18 protein-coding genes and 2 pseudogenes are annotated in these 25,265 nt (G+C 71.0%); 11 read left to right on the top strand and 9 right to left on the bottom strand.

What is annotated here, in order from left to right:
- Both ACGFYV_RS32020 and ACGFYV_RS32015 read left to right on the top strand, forming a co-directional pair.
- Positions 1 to 2,586 (top strand): bifunctional FO biosynthesis protein CofGH, encoded by a 2,586-nt coding sequence (locus ACGFYV_RS32020; protein ID WP_393882017.1) that lies wholly within the window; start codon positions 1 to 3, stop codon positions 2,584 to 2,586.
- 389 nt (positions 2,587 to 2,975) lie between these two features.
- Entirely contained in the window at positions 2,976 to 3,539 is a 564-nt protein-coding gene (locus tag ACGFYV_RS32015) for a hypothetical protein (RefSeq protein ID WP_393882016.1), read from the top strand.
- An 18-nt stretch (positions 3,540 to 3,557) separates the two neighbouring features.
- Here ACGFYV_RS32015 and ACGFYV_RS32010 read toward each other — a convergent pair whose 3' ends face one another.
- Positions 3,558 to 4,067, bottom strand: coding sequence for a DUF2165 domain-containing protein (locus ACGFYV_RS32010; RefSeq protein WP_393882015.1), 510 nt, complete (start codon positions 4,065 to 4,067; stop codon positions 3,558 to 3,560).
- A gap of 98 nt (positions 4,068 to 4,165) precedes the next feature.
- Here ACGFYV_RS32010 and ACGFYV_RS32005 point away from each other — a divergent pair, with 98 nt between their 5' ends.
- A complete protein-coding gene (locus ACGFYV_RS32005) occupies positions 4,166 to 6,847 on the top strand; it encodes a tetratricopeptide repeat protein (protein ID WP_393882014.1) in 2,682 nt (893 codons plus the stop codon).
- Here the strand turns inward: ACGFYV_RS32005 and ACGFYV_RS32000 are convergent.
- The 3 genes and pseudogenes from ACGFYV_RS32000 to ACGFYV_RS31990 form a co-directional block, all read right to left on the bottom strand.
- Entirely contained in the window at positions 6,801 to 6,965 is a 165-nt protein-coding gene (locus ACGFYV_RS32000) for a DUF397 domain-containing protein (protein WP_393882056.1), read from the bottom strand. The genes ACGFYV_RS32005 and ACGFYV_RS32000 overlap by 47 nt on opposite strands.
- 14 nt (positions 6,966 to 6,979) lie before the next feature.
- A pseudogene (locus tag ACGFYV_RS31995) lies at positions 6,980 to 7,793 on the bottom strand (Scr1 family TA system antitoxin-like transcriptional regulator).
- 120 nt (positions 7,794 to 7,913) lie between these two features.
- Positions 7,914 to 8,111 (bottom strand): DUF397 domain-containing protein, encoded by a 198-nt coding sequence (locus ACGFYV_RS31990; RefSeq protein WP_393882013.1) that lies wholly within the window; start codon positions 8,109 to 8,111, stop codon positions 7,914 to 7,916.
- Between the two features lie 412 nt (positions 8,112 to 8,523).
- Between ACGFYV_RS31990 and ACGFYV_RS31985 the strand changes: the two genes are divergently transcribed.
- The 4 genes from ACGFYV_RS31985 to ACGFYV_RS31970 all read left to right on the top strand — a co-directional run bounded on the left by ACGFYV_RS31985 (position 8,524) and on the right by ACGFYV_RS31970 (position 13,482).
- Positions 8,524 to 9,294, top strand: a complete 771-nt coding sequence (locus ACGFYV_RS31985; RefSeq protein ID WP_393882012.1) for a helix-turn-helix domain-containing protein — start codon at positions 8,524 to 8,526, stop codon at positions 9,292 to 9,294.
- 31 nt (positions 9,295 to 9,325) lie between these two features.
- Positions 9,326 to 9,631, top strand: a complete 306-nt coding sequence (locus ACGFYV_RS31980; protein WP_393882011.1) for a hypothetical protein — start codon at positions 9,326 to 9,328, stop codon at positions 9,629 to 9,631.
- A 289-nt stretch (positions 9,632 to 9,920) separates the two neighbouring features.
- The gene (locus tag ACGFYV_RS31975) at positions 9,921 to 11,036 is read left to right on the top strand and encodes an ADP-ribosylglycohydrolase family protein (protein WP_393882010.1); all 1,116 of its coding nucleotides are present in this window, start codon (positions 9,921 to 9,923) and stop codon (positions 11,034 to 11,036) included.
- Positions 11,037 to 11,298: 262 nt separating this feature from the next.
- The gene (locus ACGFYV_RS31970) at positions 11,299 to 13,482 is read left to right on the top strand and encodes a peptidoglycan recognition protein (protein WP_393882009.1); all 2,184 of its coding nucleotides are present in this window, start codon (positions 11,299 to 11,301) and stop codon (positions 13,480 to 13,482) included.
- A gap of 79 nt (positions 13,483 to 13,561) precedes the next feature.
- On the opposite strand, the gene ACGFYV_RS31965 is transcribed toward ACGFYV_RS31970, so the two are convergent.
- Both ACGFYV_RS31965 and ACGFYV_RS31960 read right to left on the bottom strand, forming a co-directional pair.
- Positions 13,562 to 15,130 carry a sodium:solute symporter family protein gene (locus tag ACGFYV_RS31965; protein WP_393882008.1) on the bottom strand — a complete coding sequence of 523 codons (1,569 nt, stop codon included), beginning with the start codon at positions 15,128 to 15,130 and terminating at the stop codon, positions 13,562 to 13,564.
- 127 nt (positions 15,131 to 15,257) lie between these two features.
- A complete protein-coding gene (locus ACGFYV_RS31960; protein WP_393882007.1) occupies positions 15,258 to 16,046 on the bottom strand; it encodes an SDR family oxidoreductase in 789 nt (262 codons plus the stop codon).
- Between the two features lie 92 nt (positions 16,047 to 16,138).
- Between ACGFYV_RS31960 and ACGFYV_RS31955 the strand changes: the two genes are divergently transcribed.
- Positions 16,139 to 16,981, top strand: a complete 843-nt coding sequence (locus ACGFYV_RS31955; RefSeq protein WP_393882055.1) for a hypothetical protein — start codon at positions 16,139 to 16,141, stop codon at positions 16,979 to 16,981.
- A 70-nt stretch (positions 16,982 to 17,051) separates the two neighbouring features.
- Here the strand turns inward: ACGFYV_RS31955 and ACGFYV_RS31950 are convergent, their stop codons facing one another.
- Together ACGFYV_RS31950 and ACGFYV_RS31945 are read right to left on the bottom strand one after the other, a co-directional pair.
- Positions 17,052 to 19,046, bottom strand: coding sequence for an MFS transporter (locus tag ACGFYV_RS31950; RefSeq protein ID WP_393882006.1), 1,995 nt, complete (start codon positions 19,044 to 19,046; stop codon positions 17,052 to 17,054).
- 207 nt (positions 19,047 to 19,253) lie between these two features.
- Complete coding sequence (locus tag ACGFYV_RS31945; protein ID WP_393882005.1) at positions 19,254 to 21,710, bottom strand: D-alanyl-D-alanine carboxypeptidase; 2,457 nt, start codon at positions 21,708 to 21,710, stop codon at positions 19,254 to 19,256.
- 196 nt (positions 21,711 to 21,906) lie between these two features.
- Between ACGFYV_RS31945 and ACGFYV_RS31940 the strand changes: the two genes are divergently transcribed.
- The 3 genes from ACGFYV_RS31940 to ACGFYV_RS31930 all read left to right on the top strand — a co-directional run bounded on the left by ACGFYV_RS31940 (position 21,907) and on the right by ACGFYV_RS31930 (position 24,278).
- A complete protein-coding gene (locus ACGFYV_RS31940) occupies positions 21,907 to 22,662 on the top strand; it encodes a GPP34 family phosphoprotein (RefSeq protein WP_393882004.1) in 756 nt (251 codons plus the stop codon).
- A gap of 376 nt (positions 22,663 to 23,038) precedes the next feature.
- Positions 23,039 to 23,896, top strand: coding sequence for a helix-turn-helix domain-containing protein (locus tag ACGFYV_RS31935; protein WP_393882003.1), 858 nt, complete (start codon positions 23,039 to 23,041; stop codon positions 23,894 to 23,896).
- A gap of 190 nt (positions 23,897 to 24,086) precedes the next feature.
- A complete protein-coding gene (locus tag ACGFYV_RS31930) occupies positions 24,087 to 24,278 on the top strand; it encodes a DUF397 domain-containing protein (RefSeq protein WP_393882002.1) in 192 nt (63 codons plus the stop codon).
- Positions 24,279 to 24,435: 157 nt separating this feature from the next.
- On the opposite strand, the pseudogene ACGFYV_RS31925 reads toward ACGFYV_RS31930, so the two are convergent.
- Positions 24,436 to 25,170 (bottom strand): annotated as a pseudogene (locus ACGFYV_RS31925) (MerR family transcriptional regulator); the annotation flags it as partial.
- Positions 25,171 to 25,265 lie beyond the last annotated feature (95 nt).

Below are 25,265 nucleotides of genomic sequence, written 5' to 3'. Positions count from 1 at the left end.
ATGACGACTTCCGCGACCTCCGGAACCGGCCCGACCGAGAACTCCATGCGTCGCGCCCTCAAACGTGCCCGGGACGGCGTCGCCCTCGACGTCGCCGAGGCGGCGGTGCTGCTGCAGGCCCGCGGTGAGGACCTGACCGCCCTCGCCGCGTCCGCCGCCCGGGTGCGGGACGCGGGTCTGGACGCGGCGGGCAGGCCCGGCGTCATCACGTACTCGAAGAGCGTGTTCATCCCCCTCACCCGGCTGTGCCGGGACAAGTGCCACTACTGCACCTTCGTCACCGTCCCCGGCAAGCTGCGCCGGGCGGGGCACGGGATGTTCATGTCCCCGGACGAGGTGCTGGACATCGCCCGCAAGGGCGCCGCGCTCGGCTGCAAGGAAGCCCTCATCACCCTCGGCGACAAGCCCGAGGACCGCTGGCCCGAGGCGCGCGAGTGGCTGGACGCGCACGGCTACGACGACACCATCGCCTACGTCCGCGCCGTCTCCATCCGCATCCTGGAGGAGACCGGCCTGCTGCCCCACCTCAACCCGGGCGTCATGACCTGGACGGACTTCCAGCGGCTCAAGCCGGTCGCGCCGAGCATGGGCATGATGCTGGAGACGACCGCCACCCGCCTGTGGTCCGAGCCCGGCGGCCCCCACTTCGGCTCCCCGGACAAGGAACCCGCCGTACGGCTGCGGGTGTTGGAGGACGCGGGCCGTTCCTCCGTGCCCTTCACCTCCGGTCTTCTGATCGGGATCGGCGAGACCTTCGAGGAGCGGGCCGAGTCCCTCTTCGCGCTGCGCAAGGTCTCCCGTGCCTACCACGGCATCCAGGAACTGATCATCCAGAACTTCCGCGCCAAGCCCGACACGGCGATGCGCGGCATGCCGGACGCCGAACTGGACGACCTGGTCGCCACGATCGCCGTCGCCCGGCACATCATGGGCCCGAGCGCCTGCCTCCAGGCCCCGCCGAACCTGGTCGACAGCGAGTACGAGCGGCTGATCGGCGCCGGTATCGACGACTGGGGCGGGGTGTCGCCGCTCACCATCGACCACGTCAACCCCGAGCGCCCCTGGCCGCAGATCGAGGAACTCACCGAACGCTCCCGGGCCGCCGGCTTCGAGCTGCGTGAACGCCTGTGCGTGTACCCGGAGTTCGTCCGGCGCGGCGAACCCTGGCTGGACCCCCGGCTGCGCCCGCACGTCGACGCCCTCGCCGACCCGGAGACGGGCCTCGCCCGCCCCGGCGCGCTCCCCGAGGGCCTGCCCTGGCAGGAACCGGAAGAGGCCTTCGTACCTACCGGGCGCACGGACCTCCACCGCACGATCGACACCGAGGGCCGCACCGCCGACCGGCGCGACGACTTCGACGAGGTGTACGGCGACTGGGAGGCGCTGCGCGAGGCGGCCGTCCCCGGCATGGCACCGGAGCGGATCGACACGGACGTACGGCAGGCGCTGCGCACGGCGGCCGACGACCCGGAGAAGCTCACGGACGCCGAGGCGCTGGCCCTGTTCCACGCGGACGGGCCGGCGCTGGACGCGCTGTGCCGGATCGCGGACGACGTGCGCAGGTCGGTGGTCGGCGACGACGTGACGTACATCGTCACGCGGAACATCAACTTCACGAACGTCTGCTACACCGGCTGCCGCTTCTGCGCCTTCGCGCAGCGCCGCACGGACGCGGACGCGTACACGCTCTCCCTTGAGCAGGTCGCCGACCGGGCCCAGCAGGCGTGGGACGTGGGCGCGGTCGAGGTGTGCATGCAGGGCGGGATCCACCCGGACCTGCCGGGCACGGCGTACTTCGACATCGCGAAGGCGGTGAAGGAGCGCGTCCCGGGCATGCACGTGCACGCCTTCTCGCCGATGGAGGTCGTGAACGGCGCGACCCGCACCGGCATGTCGATCCGGGAGTGGCTGTCCGCGGCGAAGGACGCGGGCCTGGACTCCGTGCCGGGTACGGCGGCGGAGATCCTGGACGACGAGGTCCGCTGGGTGCTGACCAAGGGCAAGCTGCCCACGGCCACCTGGATCGAGGTGATCACCACCGCCCACGAGCTGGGCATCCGGTCCTCCTCGACGATGATGTACGGCCACGTGGACCAGCCCCGCCACTGGCTGGGCCACCTGCGCACGCTGGCCGGCATCCAGCGGCGCACGGGAGGCTTCACGGAGTTCGTCACCCTCCCCTTCATCCACACGAACGCGCCGGTGTACCTGGCCGGCATCGCACGCCCCGGCCCCTCCATGCGGGACAACCGCGCGGTCACGGCCATGGCCCGCCTCCTCCTGCACCCGCACATCCCCAACATCCAGACGAGCTGGGTCAAACTGGGCACGGAAGGGGCGGCGGAGATGCTCCGCTCCGGGGCGAACGACCTGGGCGGCACGCTCATGGAGGAGACGATCTCGCGGATGGCGGGCTCGTCGTACGGCTCGTACAAGTCGGTCCGGGACCTGGAGGCGGTGGCGGAGGCCGCCGGACGGCCCGCCAGGCCCCGCACCACGCTCTACGGCGAGGTGTCCGAGGAACGGCGGCGGGCGGCGCACGCCTCGGACGGCCACCTGCCCGACCTGCTGCCGGTCCTGGACTGAGACCTGCGGCGGGTCCTGGACTGCCGGCTGGGACCTGCGGCGGGTCCTCGGCCACCTGCCCGACCTGCTGCCGGTCCTGGACTGAGACCTGCGGCGGGTCCTGGACTGCCGGCTGGGACCTGCGGCGGGTCCTGGACTGCCGGCTGGGACCTGCGGCGGGTCCTCGGCTGCCGGCTGGGACCTGCGGCGGGTCCTCGGCTGAGACGTGCTGCCGGTCTCGGCTGGGACCTGCTGCCGGTCTCGGCTGGGACCTGCTGCCGGTCTCGGCTGGGACCGGCTGCCGGTCTCGGCCGGGACCTGCTGCCGGTCCTCGGCCGGGTCCGGACTGAGTACGATGATCTGACCCCAGATCTGTGACGGGGGACCCGTAGCGGAGGAGATGCGTACCCGTGGCTGCCCGACTGCCCTCGTGGGCCTGGGTCTCCGGACTGACGGTGGGCGGGATCGCCGTCGTCATCGCCCTCGCCGTCCAGGCGGAACACGGGCCGCAGCCCACCGCCGCGGCGGTCAAGCCGCACCCGTCGGCCACGGCGGGCGCGCACGCCTCCGCCGCGCCGCAGCAGTCGGCGCCGCCCGCGCTGCCCGAGCAGTCGGGCACCGGCCGCCGGATCGTGTACTCCCTCGCCGAGAAGCGGGTGTGGCTGGTCGACGCGACCGGTACGGCCACCCGCACCTTCACGGTGTGGCCGGGCACGGTGAGCCCGCAGCCCGGCAGCTACTCGGTCACCAGCCGCACGCCGGCCACCACCGGTAACGACGGGGTGGCCGTCGAGCACATTCTGTACTTCACCCGGGCGTCGGGCGTGGACATAGGGTTCTCCAACGCCATCGACGGCTCCTCGCCGCCACCCGCGAACGGCAAGCAGACCGGCGGCATCCGCCTCCACAAGGAGGACGGAACCGCGCTGTGGGCCTTCGGCGACGCGAAGACGGCGGTGACGGTCGTCGAGTGAATCAAGGGGTGACCGAGGTCACCCGGCGTCCCGCTGCCGGGGGTCCGGCAGCTGGTTGACGATCAAGGCCACCCCGCTCAGCAGGAAGACCCGGGTCGCCGCGTCCAGCCCGTTCCAGGTCTTCGACTGCCACATGGCGAACCACTCCCCGCCGATGGCGATGAACCCGGCGCCGAAGAGCGTCAGCAGCATCAGCAGCCCGTAGGTGGACGTCCGCCGGGCCCGGTCGCCTCGGCCCCGCGCCCACAGCCAGGTCCCCCAGATCAGGACGAGCGCCGCCACCGACTCCCACACGATGATCGCGACGTACGCGGCGTCCTGGAGCCCGGTCCCGGTGATCGCCCGCCCCATCAGGTCCTTGTCCCTGAACGTCGTGTCCATCGCGAGCACATGCCGGACGAACTGCTGGTTCGTCCCGAAGTCGGTGATGTTCCCGACGGCGACGAGGGTGATGTAGAGGGCGAGGACGCCGGTGAGCACACCGGCGGCCAGGGCGAGGCCGGTGTGACGGGCGGGGGTGCTGGTCATGGCTGAATTCTCCCTTCCCGCAGGCGACTTATCGCGTGGGCATTGCGCCAGAATGAAGGGGCGGGACGTCGGAGGAGGTTCGGGGGAAGGGCGTACGAATGGCACAGGCGCGGCCGTCGATGCAGGAGCTGATCGGACGGCGCAGGCGGGCCGGTTTCGTCGGCCGGGGCGGCGAACGGGCCGCGTTCCGGGAGAACCTGGACCTTGCGCCGGAGGACGAGCGCCACCGCTTCCTGTTCCACGTGCACGGCAACGCGGGTGTCGGAAAGACGTTCCTCGTGCGGGAGTTGGAGCAGATCGCGCGGGAGAGGGGCGCGCTCGCCGCCTATGTGGACGAGAGCGTCGGCAGCGTGTCCGAGACGATGGCGCTGATCGCCCGGCAGTTCGCCGGTCAGGGCTGCCGGTTCAAGGAACTCGAACGCCTGCTGGCCGCGCACCGGGAGCGCAGGCACGAGGCGGAGGCGGCCGTCGTCGCGCTGGAACCGGAACCGGAGGGGCCGTCGGCGGGCAGCGTCGCGGCGGCGCGGGCAGGTCTGGTCGGCCTCGGGATGCTGCCGGGGGTCGGCGCCTTCGCCGGGGCCCTGGACGCGACGCAGCTCGCCCGGGGCGCGGACCGGCTGCGGTCGGGCCTCAGCGCGCGCTTCCGGAGCCAGGAGGACGTGCAGCTCGTGCTCGCACCGGAGCGCGTACTGACGCCGGTGCTGCTGAGCGAGCTCGCGGACACGGCGTCCGCCGCACCGTGGATCGTCCTGTTCTTCGACACGTACGAGCGCACCGGCCCGTTCCTCGACGGCTGGCTGCACGAGATCATGACGACGGACCGGTACGGCGCGCTGCCGGCGACCGTCGTCGTGGTGACCGCCGGGCAGCTCCCCCTGGACACCGGCCGCTGGGGCGGCTTCGCGGACTTCGTCATGGACGTCCCGCTCGGGCCGTTCACCGAGGCGGAGGCGCGGGGGCTCCTCGCGGGCAAGGGGGTGCGGGACGAGCCGGTGGTCGCCGAGGTGCTGCGGCTCACGGGCGGGCTTCCGGTGCTGGTCTCGACCCTCGCCGAGGCGCGGCCCACCGACCCGGAGGGGGTGGGGGACCCGAGCGTCACGGCCGTCGAGCGGTTCCTGAAGTGGGAGCAGGATCCCGTGCGCAGAGCGGCCGCGCTGGCGGGGGCACTGCCCCGATGGCTCGACGAGGACGTGTTCCGGACGGCGTCGGACGGCCACGAGGACGAGGCCGGCCCGCTCTTCGCCTGGCTGAGAGGCATGCCCTTCGTCAGCGAGCACGGAGAACAGGTGCAGTATCACGGCGTCGTACGCGCGCCGATGCTCCGTATGCAGCGGCTGCGCTCGCCCCGCGGCTGGACCGAGCGGCACACACGGCTCGCCGAGGCGTTCGGCCGGTGGCGCGCGGAAGCGGAGGGGGACCGGCGCGCGGACGAGCTGTGGAGGGACGAGGAATGGCGCAGGCTTCGCCTCGCCGAGTCCTACCACCTCCTGTGCGCGAGCCCGCGGACCGCTCTCCCGGTGGTGTCACGAGACCTCGTGGACGCCTGCGGTGAGAGCGAGATGGCGGCGCGGCGGTGGGCGCAGGCGCTGGTGCAGGCGGGGGACGACGCGGACGCGGAGCGGGCCGGAGCCTGGGGGAGCGAGATGCACGCGGCGCTGGACAGGGGCGGGGTACTCGAAGCCCTGGGGGTGCTGCTGGCGAAGGGGCACCTCGACGCGAGGGGGCGGGCCGAGGCGCACCGGTGGCGGGGGGTCGAGTACGGCAAGGCCGGTGATCACGCCGCGGCGCTGGTCCAGTTCGACCGGGCCATGGAACTCGATCCGGAATCGGCACCGGCGTACGAGGGAAGGGCCAACGCGCGGGCGCACCAAGGCGATTACACCGGAGCCATCGCCGATCTGGACCGGGCCGACGAGCTGGCCCCGGGCCAGGCCGGGATCCTCAGCGTGCGCGGCGACTACCACCGGATCACCGGGGACCTCGAAGCGGCGGTGAGAGATCTGGACCGGGCGATCCGGCTCGATCCGACGAGGAAGAACGCGTGGGCCGCCCGGGGAGCCACCCGGCACCAACTCGGCCTCCTCGACGCGGCGCTCTCGGATCTGGACCGGGCGCTGGAGCTGCATCCCGACTTCGTCTGGGCCCTTGTACGCAGGGCACGCGTCTGGCGGACGCGTGACGAACAGGAGCGGCGCCTGAGCGACCTGGACCGCGCCGTCGCGCTCGCCCCCGACGAACCGTGGGTGCTCTGCGAGAGGGGCGACGCGCTCGTCACCGTCGGCCGCTACGCCTCCGCCCTCGCCGACTACGACCGCTCCCTCACCTTCGACGGCGCGTACGCCTCGGCATACGCGAGCCGCGGAGTCTGCCGGGCCAGGGCGGGCGAGCCGGCGCGGGCACTCGCCGATCTGGACCGGGCGCTCGAACTCGGCCCGGAGTACGTGTGGGCGCTCTGGCAGCGGGCGAAGGTGCACCACGCACTCGGCGCGCACGAGCGGGCGTCGGCCGACGCCCGGCGGGCGACGGAACTCGACCCCGGCTACCCGCGGACGCGGCTGCTCCGCGTCCGCGCCGAGATCCGGCAACTGCTCGACGACGAGACGTGGGCACAGCCCGACGACCCGGACGCGATGACCGCGACCCTCCAAGCACTGCCCGACATCCCACCAACCGCCCGATCCCGCGTCCACGACGCCCTCGCCGAACTCTCCCTCACCCGCGACGCCCTGAACCTCAGCGCCCCGCAAACGCCACGAACTCGGCCCAGGCCGAATCCTTGACAGCGAGTTGGGCGGCTTCCTTGTTCTTGGAGTCACGGATGTGGACGGTGGCGGGGGATATGGCCACTTCGACGCAGTCAGGGCCCTCATTGCTGCTGTAACTGCTCTTGAACCACATCAGCGGGGTGGAGGTCATCTCTCTTCTCCGATCAACTGCTCGATGAAGGCCAGCGACTCCCGGGGCGTGAGAGCCTGCGCCCGGATGATCCCATAGCGCGATTCAAGGAGTTGTACCTCCCGTGGATCAGTGGCCACACGGTTGACGGTCTGCCCCTCTTCGTGAGCCACCGACTTCCCGTCCCGGAGCTTCAGCAGGCGGATGGGCCCCACCCATTCCCGCGTGATCGTCGCGGTCGGTCGGCATCACCTGGATCTCGACATGCCGCAACCTGCCGACTTCCAGGAGGTGTTCGAGCTGCTTGCGCAGCGTCGGCCGGCCTCCGATGGGCCGCCGTAGAGTCACCTCCTCCTGGACGAACGTGAGCGTGGCGCGCGGCACCCGCTCGAAGATGTCCTGCCGTGCGAGGCGTGCGCCGACATGGCGATCGATCTCGTCCTCGGTGTACGCCGGGCGGCGCATCGTGTACAGGGCTCTCGCGTACTCGGGGGTCTGCAACAGGCCGTGCACGTAATGGTTGGCGTAGGCCCCGAGTTCGACCGCCTCGTCCTCCAACTTGGCCAGATCCCGCACCTTCTTCGGGTACCTGGCCCTCTGCACGTCCGCCTTCATCGCGGACAACTTCCCGCCCGCACCCACCGCTTCATCCGCCGCGTCCAGGAACTCCGGCTGGGGGACCCGTACTCCGCGTTCCACCGCAGAGACCAGATCCGCGCCGTACCCGATCCGCGCGCCCAACTCGCCCTGCGTGAGCCCGGCGGCCTCCCGCCAGACCTTGATCTGCCGCCCGACCGTCCTGAGCACGGCCTCAGCCTCTTCGTCCTCCACCCTCACCCTCCGTATCTAGATCGTCACTCGTCAGAGTAAGGAGGTCTGGACACGCGGGGTGACCGGAACGGGAAATCCGGTAACGCGCCCCGTGTCACGCTCGCCGGCGTCGTTGCGGACTCAGGACCGCGCGAACGTCACGAACTCGGCCCAGGCGGAGTCCTTGACGGCGAGTTGGGCGGCGTCCTTGTTCTTGGAGTCGCGGATGTGGACGGTGGCGGGGGATATGGCCACTTCGACGCAGTCGGGGCCGTCGGCGCTGCTGTAGGTGCTCTTGAACCATGTCAGCGGGGTGGGCGTCAGCGGGGTGGGCGTCATCTCTCTCCTCCACCGTTCGTATCCGGATCGTCACTTGTCAGCGTAGGGAGGCCTGGACACACCGGGTGACCGGAACGGGAAATCTGGTGGGGCACCGGGTTCCGGGGGCTCGCGATCCGGTGAAGTCGGTGGGCGCCGGGGGCGTTGGGCGGCGAGCCCGCGCGGGGTCTCGGTGTTCCACGACCCGGTCGTGCGCGACGCCAAAAGACCAAAGAACCGGGGAAAGAACCAACCCCACCCCCACCGCCCCCGTCGATCACTCGCCGGAGTGAATATGCCCAACGCAACTGGCGTGGCGGGGCAGTTGTGGTGCAGCGTCAGCGATGACAACACGTCCACACATGCATCGGCCCTCGCAGGGACTGGCATCCCAGTGCGAGGGCCTGATCACCGAGGAAGAAGACGCTTCCCGATGACTAGCAAGCAGCGTAACGCGTCCCCGCACCCGAAGACCCGGCCTTCGTCCGGCGTCACCCACGTGAACGAACCCCACCACGACAACTTCACCGTGGTCGGCAACCACCTCGCCCAGCACGCGGAGTTGTCGCTGGTCGCGATCGGCCTCGCCCTGCACGTCCAGTCGCTGCCCGAGGGGGCTCCGATCGGTATCAAGGCGCTGGCGGCGAGGTTCCCCGAGGGGGAGATCCGCATCGCGGCGGCGCTGCGTGAGCTGGAGGAGCACGGGTACCTCTCACGCACCAAGGAGCGTCTTCAATCGGGGCGAGTGACGACCCGGACGACGTCGTACAACAGGCCTCGCGGCGCGGTGGTCGAGGCGGCGGCGCCCGTACCGCCCGAGGCCGAGCGGCCGCAGTGCCGTACGAAGGCGGCCGACCTGCTGGCCGGTCTGCGCGCTCACGACTCCCGCCTGCTCCTCACCGAACGGGACGTGCACCGGCTGGCCCCGGCCGTCACCGAATGGCTGGACCGGGGTGTTCCGCCCACGGCGGTCGTCCGCACCCTCACGACCGGCCTGCCCCAGGACCCGATCAAGCACCCGGCGGCGCTCCTGTCCCACCGCCTCACCGCCCAGCTTCCCCCGCACCTTCCCCCGCCGCCCCCGAGCGCCCCGTCGCTCCACCCGGCCCCTCTCCAGAACTGCGAGGGCTGCGACCGGGCCTTCCGCTCCCCCCATCCGGGCCGTTGCCGCGAATGCAGCGCATCGTCCGTGGCCGTGGCATGACCACCACCTCCCCGGCGCACCGCTGATCCCGATGCCCGAGCCGACCCCGGAGGCGCTGCGGGCGGCGGTGGCGCGCATCGCCCCACGTCGGATTCCCGCCCTCACGCAGCACCTTTTCGAAGCTGCGACAAACGCTCAGCAGACCCAGAGCCTTGCGCCGCTTCGGGTCTTCGTGCACTCCTGGGCCGTGTTCGTCGCCATCGAACGACACCCGGAACGTGCCGCCCGGTTGAGGGAACTGGAACTGATCGCGGATGCGGGAGAGCAGGACCCGACACCTGCCCTGGCGGAGATCCGTGCCATCCGAGAGGCGGCCGAGGCGGAGGCCGGACTGTGACGCAGTGGGCTCGGGACGACAACCCGAGTGCCGCGTACGTCATGGGAGGGCTGCCACCCGCAGTGGTGGCGGCTGTGCCGCGCGCACGCGTCTGCAACGTCACGTGGTGCGGATGCCCCGTCCGGTCCCCCAAGGGCAGCGCCGAAGTGCCTTCGGTCCGGCGGCGCCGATCCGCTCGTAGCTGTACTGGAATGACCCGGCCGGGATGATTTGCCCCCGTGAATTGATCGACCTCGGTCGATTACAGTTCATGCCGTCGTACGTGCGGACGGTGCCGTAGGAGGTCTGGGTGAGTGCGACAACCGGTGCGGTATGGGGCCGCTCCGAGCAACAGGACTTCCGGAGCCGCGTACGCGGCACCCTGCTCGGCTCCGCCCTCGGGGACGCGCTGGGCGGGCCGGCCGACGCGCTGGACCTGGAGGAGATCCGCTCGGCGTACGGCGCGGAGGGCCTGCGCGACCTCGCCCCCGGACACGGAAAGCGCGGCACGGTCACGCACCACACCCAGCTCACCCTCTTCACGGTGGACGGGCTGATCCGTGCGCAGGTGCGACGCGACACCGGCGCCTGGCATCCGCCGACCGACCTGCACCGGGCGTATCTGCGCTGGGCGGCCACCCAGCGCGACTGGGGCCCCGACGAGCGCCGCAAGGACGACGGCTGGCTCGCCCGCGAGGAGTGGCTGTACGCCCGCCGCGACCCGGCCCGGTCCCTCCTCATCGGCTTCGGCGACGACACCATGGGCACGCTGGAGTCCCCCAAGAACCCCGGCGAACTCGGCCCCGAGGCCGTCGCCCGCTCCGCCCCCTTCGGCCTCCTCGTCGGCTGGGAGCCCCAACTCGTCCTGCAGCTCGCGGTGGAGTGCGCGGCCCAGACCCACGGCCACCCCCTGGCCTGCCTCTCCGCCGGCGCCTACGCCGTCATCGTGCACGCCCTCGCCCGCGGGGAGAGCCTCGACGCCGCCGTGCAGCGCACCCTCGCCCTGCTCTCCGCCCGCCCCGGCCACCAGCCCGTCGCCGACGCGCTGCAGCATGCGCTGGGCGCCGTACGGCAGGGGCTGCCGAGCCCGGCGAGAGTGGAGGAACTGGCCGGTGACGGCACCGCCGACGGCCTCCTCGCCGCCTCCGTCTACTGCGCCCTCGTCTGCGAGGACGTACGCCACGGGCTCTGCCTCGCCGTCAACCAGAGCGGCCCCTCCGCCGCGGCCGGCGCCCTCACCGGCGGCCTCCTCGGCGCCCTCCACGGCGAAACGGCCCTCCCGCCGGCCTGGCTCACCGAACTGGAGGGCCGCCCGACCATCCTGGAACTGGCCGACGACTTCGCCGTGGAGATGACCCAGGGCCCGGCCCTGCACGGCCCCGCCGGCTCCGCCCCCGGCTGGCTGGCCCGGTACCCGCGCGCCTGAACCGCTCACCGCTGCCCGGGATATCGGCGTTTACACCAGGATCGAAGTGGTCTACGCCACATCTGCCCGTCCTCCCGTGACGTCCGCCCACCGGGAGGCGCTGATACAAGAGGCAACCTCTGTGACAGGTGTGCCCCGTATGACTTTCCCGCCGGCCTTTCTGCCGGCCTTCGATGGGGGTGGATACGCCGTGAGCCGTCGTACGTCGCATGCGTACAGACCGCTGAGCCCGAAGCGACGAGCCTGGCTGACGCTGGGGGCCGTGGTCCTCGCCGCCGGGGGTGCGGTGACCTACGCGGTCGCCAGCCCGTCCGGCGGCGACACCGGCGCGGGGGGCCGGGCCAAGAGGCCGGTGAAGGTCTACGACCTGGCGCTGAAGGGCACCGGCAACGACAAGCGGGACCTGCCGCGCACCGACACCAAGCAGTTCTCGATGCTCGGCGTCTCCTGGACGGGCGCCGCCAAGCGGCTGCACGGCACGGCTCAGGTGCGCACCCACAGCCTGACGACCGGCGAGTGGTCGGCCTGGCAGGACCTCGAAGTGAACATCGACCCGCTGGAGGACCCGAAGGAACGGGCCGCCGCCCGCGGTGCGTCCGAGCCGCTGTGGGTCGGACCCTCCGACGGCGTCCAGGTGCAGGTCGTCCGCAAGAACGGCTCCGTCGCCTCCACCCTGCCCAAGGGGCTCCAGGTCAACCTGGTCGACCCCGGAGTGGTGACCGCGGCCGAGACGAAGGCCGGGACGAGCGCCGAGCCGGCCGGGTACGTGGCCGGGACCCTCGCCGACGCGAGCGCGTCCCCCACCGACTCCGTCTCGCCCTCCGTCTCCCCGAGCGACAGCGCGTCGGCCTCTGCCCCTGCCTCGGCGAGCGCGTCCCCGAGCACGTCCGCGAGCCCCTCGCCCACCATCCCCACCGCACCGCCGTCCAACGTCCCGCAGCCGCCGATCGTCTCGCGCTCCGGCTGGGGCGCCGACGAGTCGCTCAGCCCCGACCCGTCGGAGTACAACGCCGACGTGAAGGCCGTCTTCGTCCACCACACGGACGGGTCCAACACGTACTCGTGCGCCGACTCGGCGTCGATCGTGCGCGGCATCTACGCGTACCACACGCAGACCAACGGCTGGAACGACATCGGCTACAACTTCCTGGTCGACAAGTGCGGCACGATCTTCGAGGGCCGCAAGGGCGGCGTCGCCCTCCCCGTGCTCGGCGCGCACACCTACGGCTGGAACCGGGAGTCCGCCGGCATCGCGGTGCTCGGTGAGTACACCTCCGCCGGCGCCTCCAACGCCGCGCTGGCCTCGGTCGCCCGGATCGCGTCCTGGAAGCTCGGCCAGTACGGCGCCGTCCCCTCCTCGACCGTGAGCCTCACGGCGGGCGCGACCCAGCCGAGCGGCACCGGCCTCAACTTCACCGCGGGCAGCACGTACACCTTCAACCGGATCTCCGGTCACCGCGACGGCTACAACACCGCGTGCCCCGGCACCTCGCTCTACGGCCAGCTGCCGACCATCCGCGCCTGGGCGTCCGGCCCGGTGCAGGGCCTGAATGTCTCCTCGGTCACCGGCGCGGCCCTCTCGGGCTCGACGTACTACACCAAGGGCGCCATCACCGCGAACTGGACGACCACCACGCCGGGCTCGCTGATCTCCAGGTTCGAGCTGCTGGTGGACGGCAAGGCCGTGGCCTCCGCCTCCGGCACCGCCACCTCGGTCGGCACCACCCTGGCCCTGGGCAACCACACCGTCGCCGTGCGGGCCGTGCACCAGTCCGGCAAGACCGCGACCACGGCCGCGCTGAACTTCGTGGCGGAGACGACCGCGCCGACCTTCACCACCGGCCCGAATCTCTCCCTGCGCACCGGCACCGTCAACACCACCGCCGTCCCGGTCACCCTCGGCTGGAAGGCCGCGGACAACACGGCGCTCAGCTCGGTGAAGCTGCTGTCCCCGACGACGGCCACCTTCGGCCCGACGACGACCAGTTCCAGCCGCACCGCCGCGTCCGGCACCGCCGCCACCTGGTCCATGCGGGCCTACGACTACGCGGGCAACTACCGCACGTCCTCCCCGGCCTTCACCCCGATGATCCTCCAGGAGACCTCGGCCACCAAGACCGGTACCTGGACGGCCCGTTCGTCGACCAGCTACCTCGGCGGCAAGTCGTACTCCAGCGGCTCGAAGAGCGCGAGCCTGACGTGGACCTTCACCGGCCGTTCCGCGGCCTGGGTGGTCTCGCGCGCCTCCACCTCGGGCCAGGCGTACGTCTACGTCGACGGCGTCAAGGTCAGCACGGTCGACCTGAAGTCCGCCAACACCCTGTACCGCCAGGCGATCTGGACCAAGAACTGGTCCAGCAGCGCCAAGCACACGGTGAAGATCGTCGTGGTCGCCACCAGCGGCCGTCCCACGGTCACCACGGACGGTCTGGTCTACATCAAGTAGCCCCCGGCCCACGGCAGAACGCCGGCCTCCCGAGACCCGACGAGGTCACAGGAGGCCGGCGTTTTGCTGTCCGCGACCCTCACTCCCGCACCGGTGATCCCACGATCCCGTCCCCCGGGGCCGCCGGCGCCGGCACCGCCGCCGCCGCGTCGCCGTCCGTGTTGACCGTCTCGATGATCGCCAGCCGCTCCGGAGTGTCCTCGGGCTTCAGGAAGCCGATGAGGATGTACAGCACCAGGGACACCGCGAGGGGCACCGAGACCTGGTACTGCAACGGCACACCCCCGTCCACGTTCCAGTTGACGGGGTAGTTGACCAGCCAGAAGGCCAGCAGCCCCGCGCCCCAGCTGACGAGCGCCGCCGTGGGACCGGAGCGGCGGAAGGGCCGGAGCAGACCCAGCATCATCGGGATCGCGATCGGGCCCATCAGTCCGGCCACCCACTTGATGACGACCGTGATGATGTCCTTGAAGGCCGGCGAGTTGACCTGCGTCGCCACCGCCATGGACAGACCGAGGAAGACCACCGTCGTCACCCGGGCCGCGACCAGGCCCGAGCGGTCGCTCCACGACCGCGCCCGAGCGGACAGCACCGGCGCCACGTCCCGCGTGAACACCGCGGCGATCGCGTTCGCGTCGGAGGAGCACATCGCCATCGTGTGGGAGAAGAACCCGACGATCACCAGCCCCAACAGCCCGTGCGGCAGCAGCTGTTCGGTCATCAGGGCGTACGAGTCGGAGCCGTCCGGCTTCTGCGCGTGCACCAGCAGCGGCGACATCCACATGGGGAAGAACAGCACCACCGGCCACACCAGCCACAGCGCCGCCGACAGCCGCGCCGACCGCTCGGCCTCCCGCGGGGTGGCCGTCGCCATGTACCGCTGCGCCTGGTTCAGCATGCCGCCGTTGTACTCGAACAGCTTGATGAACAGGAACGCGAGCAGGAACACCGCCCCGTACGGCCCCACCAGCGGCTTGCCGTGGCCGTGCAGCGCCGGCTGGTCCCAGGCGTCGAGGAACCCGATGTTCTTGTCGCCCAGCTTCAGGACGACGGCGACGAACATCGAGATGCCGGCCAGCAACTGGATGACGAACTGGCCGAGTTCGGTCAGCGCGTCCGCCCACAGACCACCGATGGTGCAGTAGACGGCGGTGATCGCACCGGTGATGAAGATGCCCTGGTTCAGGGAGATCCCGGTGAACACCGACAACAGGGTGGAGATCGCCGCCCACTTGGCGGCCACGTCCACGATCTTCAGCAGCATGCCCGACCAGGCGAGCGCCTGCTGCGTGGAGAGGTTGTACCGGTTCTTCAGGTACTCCAGCGGCGAGGCCACATGGAGCCGGGACCGCAGCCGGTTGATGCGCGGGGCGAACAGCTTGGAGCCGATGGCGATGCCGAGCGCGATCGGGAAGGACCAGGTGACGAAGGAGGTGACGCCGTAGGTGTAGGCGATTCCCGCGTACCCGGTGAACATGACCGCGCTGTAGCCCGACATGTGGTGCGAGATGCCGGAAAGCCACCAGGGCATCTTGCCGCCGGCGGTGAAGAAGTCACTGACGTCACCCACGCGCTTGTGCGACCAGACACCGATCGCGACCATCACGCCGAAGTAGCCGATGAGCACGGCCCAGTCGAGACTGTTCATGTGCTCGATCGTGAGACCCGTCACATGAACACGACAAGCAACCGTAAGGTCAAGCCCCGGTAAAATTGTGCGAGTTGATGACCTGCGTTCACAAGTATGAACCGAGTCGGGGGGTGTGTCGGCGGGGTCAGCGCATCAGCTCACCCGCGTTGACCAGCAACGACTGCCCCGTGACGGCCCGTGCCCGGTCCGACGCCAGGAACACCGCCGCGTCCGCCACGTCCCCGTCCGTCGCCAGCTCCGGCAGTGCCATCCGCCCGGTCAGCCGCCCCAGCACCTCCGCCTCCGGCACCCCCTCCGTCTGCGCGGTGAACTGGACGTACGCCCGCACCGGCGGCCCCCACATCCAGCCCGGCGGCACCGTGTTGACCCGGATCCGGTACGGCCCGACCTCCCGCGCCAGCGAGTACATCGCGCTGGTCAGCGCCCCCTTCGAGGCGGCGTACGCGGCCTGCGCGACCTGCGAGGGCGCGGCGACGGCCGACTGTGTCCCGATGAACACCACCGACCCGCCCCCGCCCGCCTTCAGCGCCGGCAGACACGCCCGCGTCATCCGCAGCGTGCCCAGCAGGTTCACGTCGATGACCGACTGCCACGTCGCGAAGTCCGCGTCCTCGACCCCGCCGAAGTGCGAGTCCCAGGCGGCCACGTGCACCACCGCGTCGACCGCCCCGAACCGCTCGCGCGCCAGAGCGGCCAGCGCCTCGCACTGCCCCTCGTCGGTGATGTCGGTCGCCCGGTACGCCGTGTGCGCGCCCTTCGGATCGATCTCGGCCGCGCTCCTGGCGAGGTTCGCCTCCGTACGCGCACCCAGCACCGCGTTCCCGCCGTCACGCACGACGGCCGCGGCGACCTGATGACCGAGCCCGGCACCGACCCCGGAGACGACGACGGTCTTTCCCACGAGCAGCGACATGGGGGCCTCCCGAACCCTGGCGCTTCAACTGACGGAGCGTCAGAGTATGGGCGACCGCAGGAAAGGGGAACCGCATGAGCGAGGACACCCGCATGAGCGAGGACACCCGCAGCGAGCTGTACGCCGAACTGGCCGCCGTGGGCCCCTACGGCGTCCACCCCGGCCACGCCCTGATCACCATGGTCGAGCCCCACCCCGGCCACGAGTACGCCTACAACCGCTGGTACGAGGACGACCACTACTACGCCGGCGCCATGGCCATGCCCTGGATGCACGCCGGCCGCCGCTGGGTCGCCACCCGCGACCTGCAACTCCTGCGCTACTCCGAGAAGTCGGCCGTCGCGCAGCCGGTGACCGCCGGCTGCTACCTCTCCACCTACTGGATCACCGACGGCCGCTACGACGACCACATGAAGTGGACCGTCGCCATCAACAGACGCCTCAACCGCGACGCCCGCGTCCACCACGCCCGCACCCACGTCTTCACGGCCTTCCAGGACCACACGACGACGGTCTACCGCGACGGCGCGGCCGGCCCCCGGGACCTCCACGCCCTCGACCACCCGTACGCCGGCCTGGTCCTGGAGGTCGTCGACGCCGAGTCGGCCGAGCAGCGCGCCGAGCTGCTGGAGTGGCTCACCGCCCGCCACCTCCCCCGGCGCCTGGCGGGCTCCCCGGCGGCCATGGTGACCGTCTTCCGCCCGACCCCGCTGCCCGGCGACCGCATGACCTACGTCAAGCAGGTCGAGGGCGTCGGCACCCGGCTGACCCTGCTGTGGTTCCTGGAGCAGGACCCGCGGGAGTGCTGGGACGACCACTTCCGCGGCCTGGACGAGCAGGTGGCGGGGTCCGGGCTGGGCCGGGTGGAGCTGGTGGCGCCCTTCATCCCCACGGTGCCGGGCACGGACCGCTACGTGGCGGAACTGCGCGACTGACCGCGACCGCCACCGCGACCGCGCCCCAGCCGGAGGTGGGGCCGGGCGTCACTTCAGCTCCTGCCGGGCGTCACTTCAGTTCCTCGGGGCACGGCGTGCCCCGGGGCAGCTGGTACGGCGACGCCAGCCGGTACGTGCCCGGCTTCGGCGCGACCAGCACCGTCCACTTGTCCCCGTCCCAGTCCTCCGCGGACTCCATCAGGCACCCGTTGACGTTGTCGTACGTCTTCGGCGTCCCCTCGGCCCGGTGCTTGGACTCCGGAGTCTCCTGCGGCGGCTTCAGGCTCTTGCCGTGCTCGTCCACGATGCTCAGCCAGGGCGAGTACGGAAGCCTGATCAGGATCCGCCCGGCCCTGCCCACCCGCAGCGTCCACTCGCCCTGCTCGGCCCGGTCCACCACCGCGTTCGGCTCGGCGAGCGGCACCGGGTCGGTGACCTTGAACAGCTGCCAGTTCGCGTCGCCCCAGATCTGCGTCAGGTACGGCATCCCGCGCCGCAGCAGCTGCCGCTCGCGGTCGGCGCCGCTGTCCCCGTCCGGGTTGTCCTTCGGCAGCACCACGAAGTGCACGGCCCACCGCCGCAGCCACTCGTGGTAGTTCGCCGAGTTGAGCGTGTCGTCGTAGAAGACCGGGTTGCGCTCGATGTCGGCCTGCCGGTTCCAGCCGCGGGCCAGGTTCACGTACGGCGCGAGCGCGGAGGCCTCGCGGTGCGAGCGCGCCGGGACCACCTCGACCCTGCCCTTCTCCGCGCCGACCCGCTGCAGCTCGTTCACCAGCGGGGCCAGCTCACGGGCCCAGGACGCGGCCGGGGTGGTGTGCACCATGTCGTCGACCGACTTGAAACCGATCCAGCCGACGAAGCCGAGGAAGGCCAGGACCGTGGCGTACCACGTGCGCGAGCGCGGCACCGTGAACGGCAGCGCGGCGATCAGCACCGCCCCCGCGAACAGCATCGGCAGCCGCGACATGTTCGAGCCGATCTGCGAGTTGATCAGCCACACCAGGACGACACCGAGGCTGTAGACACCGGCCGTCAGGCGGACCGTCCGCCACTGCTTGGGGACGAGGAACACGCACAGCAGGCCGTACAGCAGCGGCAGGATCACCGAGGCGAACTTCATCGGCTGGGTGCCGGAGAACGGGAACAGCCACGCCGAGACGGCCACCACCGCGGTCGGCGCGAGACCCAGCGCCCACGCGCCCGGCCGCCGCTTCTGCAGGAACAGCGCTGCCGCGACCAGGCCCACGAACAGGCCCGCGACCGGCGAGGACATCGTGGCGAGCGCGGCCAGCGGGGCCGCGACCAGGGCCTTCGCCCAGCGTTTGAACCGCCACCGGTGGGGCCAGCAGAAGACGGCCGCGACCGCGCCGAGCCCGAACATCGTGCCCAGCCCGAAGGTCACCCGCCCGGACACCGCGTTGCACAGGAGCGCGAAGACCCCGGCGAGCGAGACCCACAGGGGGTTCCGCACCACCCGGCTGCGGATCAGGATCAGGGTGAGCAGGCCCGCCGAGACCGTACCGGCGATCATCATCGTCGTACGGACACCGAGCACGGACATCAGGTACGGCGACACCACGCTGTACGACACCGGGTGCATGCCCCCGTACCAGGCGAGGTTGTACGCCGAGTCGGGGTGCCGGCCGACGAACTCCGCCCAGGCGTCCTGGGCCGCGAGGTCGCCGCCGCTGTTCGCGAAGACGAAGAACCAGATGATGTGCAGCGCGCCCGCGAGGGCGGTGACGGAGAGGACCGGGTGCCGCAGGAGCCGCTGCCGCAGCGGCTCGACGGCGGCGAGGAGGCGGGCGGTACGGGGGTGGGGGGTGCCGGTGGCAGGGGGGTGGTCGGCGGAGGACTGGTCGGCAGGGGAGCGGTCGGCAGGGGAGCGGTCGGCTCGCTCTGGGCGAGCGTCGTCGTCACTGTCGGTGACGTCGTCGCGGGTGACGTCCTGATGACGCTCCGCGGTCCCCGCGCGCTTCGTGTCAGTCGCGGACCCGCGTATTCGCGGGCCCGATCCCGGGTCCGGATCGGCGTCGTCGGCGCGTGTCGGCTCGGCTGTGGCCACCTGAAGGCACTCCCCGTGTCCCGTCTTCTGTTCTCGGCCGCGTTCCTCGGTGTTCCCGGCCTCTTCCCGTCCAGTTCGCGGCCTTGTCCCCCGACCGGCGAGCTGCCCCGATTCGTGACGCTAGCACGCACCCCGCCACAGGGCTCCCGGGTGGGGGCTCCCTGGACGGGGTGCGCGGGCGGGCGTGCGGGCATGCGGGTGGTGCGCTCAGCCCAGGCGGGTCAGCTTGGCGCCGAAGGCGGGCTTGGCCAGGTCCTTCTGCAGAGCCACCGGAACCTTCACCGCACCGGCCGAACCGTCACCCACGGTGAGCGTGCCGACCTGCATGCCGGCCTTCGCGGTGTGCGGCACGGGCGCGGACGTGAAGGACAGCCTCACCTTCAGGCCGGACCAGCCGGCCGCGGTGACGTCCTGCGTGGCCACGACCGGAGTACGGCCGCCGAGACCGTCGTCCACGTACCCGACGACATCGCCCTTCTTCAGGATCGTCGCCGACTTCAGCGCGCCCTGACCGGCCCGGATCAGCTTGTCGCCCGCCTCCAGGACACCGCTGATGATCGTGTTGTCGAAACCGCCGGCCGGCTGGCGCAGCACGGCACCGATGACCGTGCGGGTCTCGCCGCCGACCTTCTGCTTCGCGGCGAAGACCAGGTTGCCGAGGGCGGAGGTGGTGGTGCCGGTCTTGATGCCGACGACGTCGTTGTGGCCCACCAGGCGGTTGTAGTTGGAGTGGTTCACGCCCTTGTAGTCGTCGTACGACATCATCGCCGCGACCTCGCGGAAGGCGGGCTGCTCCATCGCGGCCTTGGCCAGCTTGACCTGGTCGACGGCCGTGCTGACCGTCGAGTCGGTCAGGCCCGAGGGGTCGGTGTAGTGGGTGTTGGGCATGCCCAGCTTCTTGGCGGCGGCGTTCATCTTCGTCACGAACGCCTCCTCCGAACCCGAGTCCCAGCGGGCGAGCAGACGGGCCACGTTGTTCGCGGACGGCAGGAGGATCGCCTCCAGCGCCTCGCGCTCCGAGATGTGGTCGCCGGCGGTCACCGGGACGGTGGACTCCTGACCGGCGTCCGACTGCTCCTCGGCCGGCTTGTCGATCTCGATCTTCGGCCCGTCCTCGCCGCTCTTGAGGGGGTGGTCGCGCAGGATCAGGTAGGCCGTCATGACCTTCGCGACACTCGCGATCGGCACGGGCTTCTGGGTGCCGGAGGAGCCGAACGTGCCGATGCCCTGGACGTCGAGGGCCGCCTGGCCGGTGGCCGGCCAGGGGATGTCCGGCTTGGCGCCGCCGAAGGTGTACGTCTCCTCCGCGGTGAGGTCCAGCGTGGGCTGGGGGAGGGGGCGCAGAGTCTGTACGACCGCAAAGATGATCGCCAGGAGGAGGACCAGGGGGGTCCAGATCTTGACCCGGCGGATCAGGGTGCGGAAGGGGGTCTGCGGGGGCGGAGGGGTGTTCGTCAGCTCGGCGAGGAGGTCCAGCGGGGGCTTCGGGGGGAGCGGTTGCTGGGTGGTGCGTTCGGGGTTGAGGCGGCCGAGGTGGGGGTGGGCGGTGGTGGCGGCTCCGCCGGGTGTGGGGGTAGGGGGTGGTGTTGGTGTTGGTGTTGGCGTCGGGGCGTCGGGGTCCTTCAGGGGGACGAACTTGCTGCCGCCCAGCTTGAGCATGGTCGTCGGCTGGTCGACGTCCGGCTTCTTGGGGCGGAGGGTCTTGAAGGCGGTGGTGGGCTGGTCGACGGGGGGTGTCTTGGCGCGGCCGGCTGGCGGGGGCGTGGCTTCGCCGTCGCCGTCGCCGTCGCCGTCGCCGTCGCCGTCGATGTCGCCTTCGGCTTCGTCGCCTTCGGCGTCGGTGTTCGGCGCCTTGGCTTCGCCTTCGGCGTCGGTGTTCCCACCCGCACCACCCGTGCGGCTTTCGTCGTCGGCTGCGGGTGGCCCCTGCGGGGCGTCCTCGCCGTCGGCGGCCTGCGGCGCATCTTCGGCGGCCTGCGGGCGCTCGTCGGTGGGCTGCGGGTCGTCTGCGGCGGCCTGCGGGCGCACGTCGGCGGGCTCAGCGGTGTCTTCGGTGGCCTCCGGGGCCTCGTCGGCGGGCTCGGCGGTGTCTTCGGTGGACTCCGGGGCCTCGTCGGTGGGCTCAGGGGTGTCTTCGGTGGACTCCGGGGCCTCGTCGGCGGGCTCGGCGGTGTCTGCGGCGGACTCCGGGGCCTCTGGGGCCTCGTTGGTCGGCTCAGGGGTGTCTTTGGTGGGCTCCGGGGCGTCGTTGGCGGCCGGAGTGTCCTTGGCCGGCGTCGGCGGCTTTGCGGCGGCGGTCTGGGCTTTCTCTTCGGGCTTGGCGGCGGCTTCGGCCCTGTCCTCGGTGGAGTTGTCGTCCGAGTCCGAGTCCGACTCCGTGTCAGGCGCCGCGTCGGCCGCGTCGGTCGCCTCGGGCTTCGGGGCTGTGCGGATCCAGGCGGAGACGGCGTTCTTGAGGTCGGTGTCGTCGTCGGCCCTGTCGGATTTCACGTCACGGACGGACAGGACCTTCGTGGCGGTGTCCACCGGCGCCGCTGAGGAATCCTTTTCGCGGGAGACCGCGAGGCGCGGGTCGCGGGCTTCGGGAACCGAGTCCCTGGCCCCCGGCGTCGGTTCCACCGACGACTCGCGCTGCTTCGACCTGTCGGGGGACTCGCCCGCCACCGATGCCTCCTCCATGCGCCGCACGCCCACTCGCGCGCTCTGTCCGAACCATGTACCAGTGTCCTGTGTGAGGGCTTGGCCCCCGTGGTAGACGAGAACGACATACCTACCGGTTCCCTTACGAACCGGTCACGCACCCTCGACAGACCAATGTGAGAGGGGTCACCCTGTCATTCATCCACGCGGGGAGGCATGGATGGGCAGGAGCCGCAGAACAATTCCGGAGGAGCTTCTGCTGCTGGCACTGGACCCGACCACGGGTACCACTGCACAGCCGCAGTCGCTCGACCTCGGTCTGGCCGGAGCACAGCTAGTGGAGCTGGCGCTGGCCGGACGGATAGCCCCAGACGGGGATCGTATCGCCGTGGTGGTGCCACGGCCGACTGGAGATCCGACTTTGGACTGTGCGTTGGAGTTGCTGCGAAGGCGCGGCGCTCCCGTACGGGCTGTGCACTGGATCGGCGGACCCCGGCTGGGGCTGCGTCAGACCTATCTCTCGCATCTGGAGCGGTGCGGCATGGTGGCCGCCGTGCCGGGTCAGATGTGCGGGGTGTTGCCGACGACGCGGTACCAGGCGACGGACACCGAGATCAGCCGGGAGATCCGATCCCGGCTGGATTCAGCGATCCGCACCGGCGTACCGCCGGACCCGCGGACCGCGGCGCTCGCCGCGCTGGCCCATGCGGTCGGCCTCGGCAAGCACCTGTATCCGGGGAACGAGGGCAGGTCCTCGCGCTCCCGGCTGCGGGATCTGATCCGGCACGACCCGATGGGCGGCCTCGTCGCCCACGCGGTGATGGACGTGCAGAACGGTGCGGCCACGCAGCCGCGCCGCGGTCCGGCCACGGCCGCACGGCAGGCCGGGCCCGGAGGCAGGCCTGCGGCGGAGCCCGCACGCGCGGTTCCGATGCAGCCGCGTCACGGATCCATGGCACGCGCGGTGGTGCACTGACCGACCGCAAGAAGCACAAGAAGCAGTTGCGTTGATCGACCGATCGGATCGACCGATCGGATCGGTCGCAGATCAACCGCACAGATCGACCGCACAGATCGACCGCACAGATCGACCGCACCGTCGGCGCCAGGACCCTTTCGGGAGCCGCTGGTTCGAGCGGGGTGGTGGGACTCGTGATCCCGCCACCCCGCTCGACCGCTTCCGGCACGCGCGTTCCGCGGCCCGCTCGTGCGGTCCGTCTCCGTGCCCGGACTGACGCGTACGCTCCGCATATCCACCATTTGCCAGCGGTGGAAAGCACCTTGGTGGCAATCTGCTCAACAGCAGATACGCAAAGTGTCAGGAACAGGCAGCAGCCGGAGGTGCACGTCCCGTGGCGTCCAATGTCAATCCCACCGTCAGGCGACGCCGGCTGGGCCAGGAGCTGCGCAGGCTCCGTGAGCTCAAGGGCATGACGGCGGAGGAGGTGGCCGAGCGTCTGCTCGTGTCGCAGTCGAAGATCAGCCGCCTGGAGAACGGCCGCAGGAGCATCAGTCAGCGCGATGTGCGCGACCTGTGCGGGGTGTACGAGGTCGAGGACCAGCGGATCGTGGATTCGCTGATGGAGATGGCCCGCGACTCGCGCCAGCAGGGCTGGTGGCACACCTTCGGCGACATCCCGTACAGCGTCTACATCGGCCTGGAGACGGACGCCGAGTCGCTGCGGGTGTACGAACCCCAGCTGGTGACCGGTCTGTTGCAGACCCGCGCCTACGCGGAGGCCCTGGTGCAGGGCGCGTTGCCGGAGACCTCGACCACCGAGATCGAGAAGCGTGTGCAAGTGCGCATGCGGCGACAGGAACGTATCACCGCCGAGGGCACCCCCCTGCGGCTGTGGGTGGTGCTGGACGAGGCGGCGCTCAAGCGCGTCGTGGGCAGCCGGCTGGTGATGCGCGAGCAGCTGGAGCACCTGATCGAGATGTCCCAGCTGCCGCACGTCACCGTGCAGGTGCTGCCGTTCGAGGTGGGCGCGCATCCGGGGCTCAACGGCCAGTACGCGATCCTGGAGTTCGCCGACGCGGCCGACTCCAGCGTGGTCTACCTGGAGGGCGTCACCAGCGACCTGTACCTGGAGAAGGCGCAGGACGTGCAGAAGTACGCCGTGATGTACGAGCACTTGCGGGCACAGTCCCTCAATGTGGAACAGTCCCGGCAATACATCGACAACGTGGCCAAACGGTACGCGGATTGAGTCCTGCCCCGCAGGGGGCGCGGAATCATACACCGTCACTCCACTCAAGCGGAAGGCTCACCTCGAATATGCCATCCGCTTGAGTGAACGACTACTCCAGCGGCGGCAGTTGCCCGGTAGCGTCGATCACGCCAATCGGACGACAAGGTTGGCGTGAACCGTACTACCGCAACTCGCAACAGGAGTAGACATGGCACTGATTCAGGGCGCTTCGGAGACGTGGATGAAGTCCTCCTATTCCGCGGGCAACGGCGCCTGCGTCGAGGTCAAGTCGCCCGCCGCCACGGAGCTGGCCGTACGCGACTCCAAGGTCGTCGAGGGCCCGACCCTGGCCTTCCCCGCCGAGGCGTGGAACGCCTTCGTGTCCTCGGTCAAGGCGTAGGGGGCTCTCTCTGACCCTCACGTCTAGCCGTCTCGGCGGCAACAACTGCACAAGCAGGACCGCGGAGCCCTCTCGTCCAGTCGCCGTCCTTGCCGAGGGGGCTCGGCATTTCCCACCGCATCACGACATCGGGATCACCGGTCACCACATCACCGCATCACGACACCGGGAACGCCACGTCGCACACCGGGTCCTCGGCGCCCGCCGCGTTCCAGTCCGCGAAGTACACCTCCCCGCACGGGCCGGCGACCTCCAGCCCCTCCTGCCGCACCCAGTGCTCCACCGCCTCGAACGCGGCCAGGATCTGCGGATGCGCCACCTGCGCCTTGGTGATCCGGGTGACGGCCAGCCGGGCCGCCGGCTCCACCCGCACCCGCACCCGCACCCGCGTCGCCCACGGCCCGCCGTGCTTCTCCACCCACGCCCGTGCCGCCGCCTCGTCCGCCACCGGCACACACGACTCTGCGGGGCCGTCACTCTCCATCGACACCTCGGAGTGGTAGACGACGAACGGCGCACCCGTCGCGCCCCCGCACTTGCGCGCCGCCGCCTCCAGCCGGCCCAGCGAGGCACCGATCCAGGTCGGCAGCTCGTCCGCCAGCGTGTGCCGTGACTCGGTGATCACCACCTGCGCCGGCACGTCCACCGTCTCGACCGTGAACTTCTCGTACATCTCGGAACTCCTCCCCGACAGACGGCCACGGAGGTATGCGGCGAGGGTGCGCTGCCCGGCCAGCCGGGTCTCCACGTCCGCCCAGTAGGCGGCGAGCAGGTCGGCGGCCTCCGTGCCCTCGGCGCCGACGATCTCGGCGATCCGGGCCAGCGGCATGTCCAGCTGCCGCAGCAGGGCCACCAGACGGGCCTGGTCCACCTGGCTGGCACGGTAGTAGCGTTGACGTGCTCCCTGGCCTAAAGTCCAGGGATTCCGGCCTGGGTCGGCTGACCCTTCCGGGGGCTTCCTGCTTCACCGCGCTGTGCGGGCACGGG

The sequence above is a fragment of the Streptomyces sp. NPDC048297 genome (genome assembly GCF_043201585.1).
In the GTDB taxonomy this organism is placed as follows: domain Bacteria; phylum Actinomycetota; class Actinomycetes; order Streptomycetales; family Streptomycetaceae; genus Streptomyces.
This window is presented reverse-complemented; position numbering and strand designations above follow the sequence as displayed.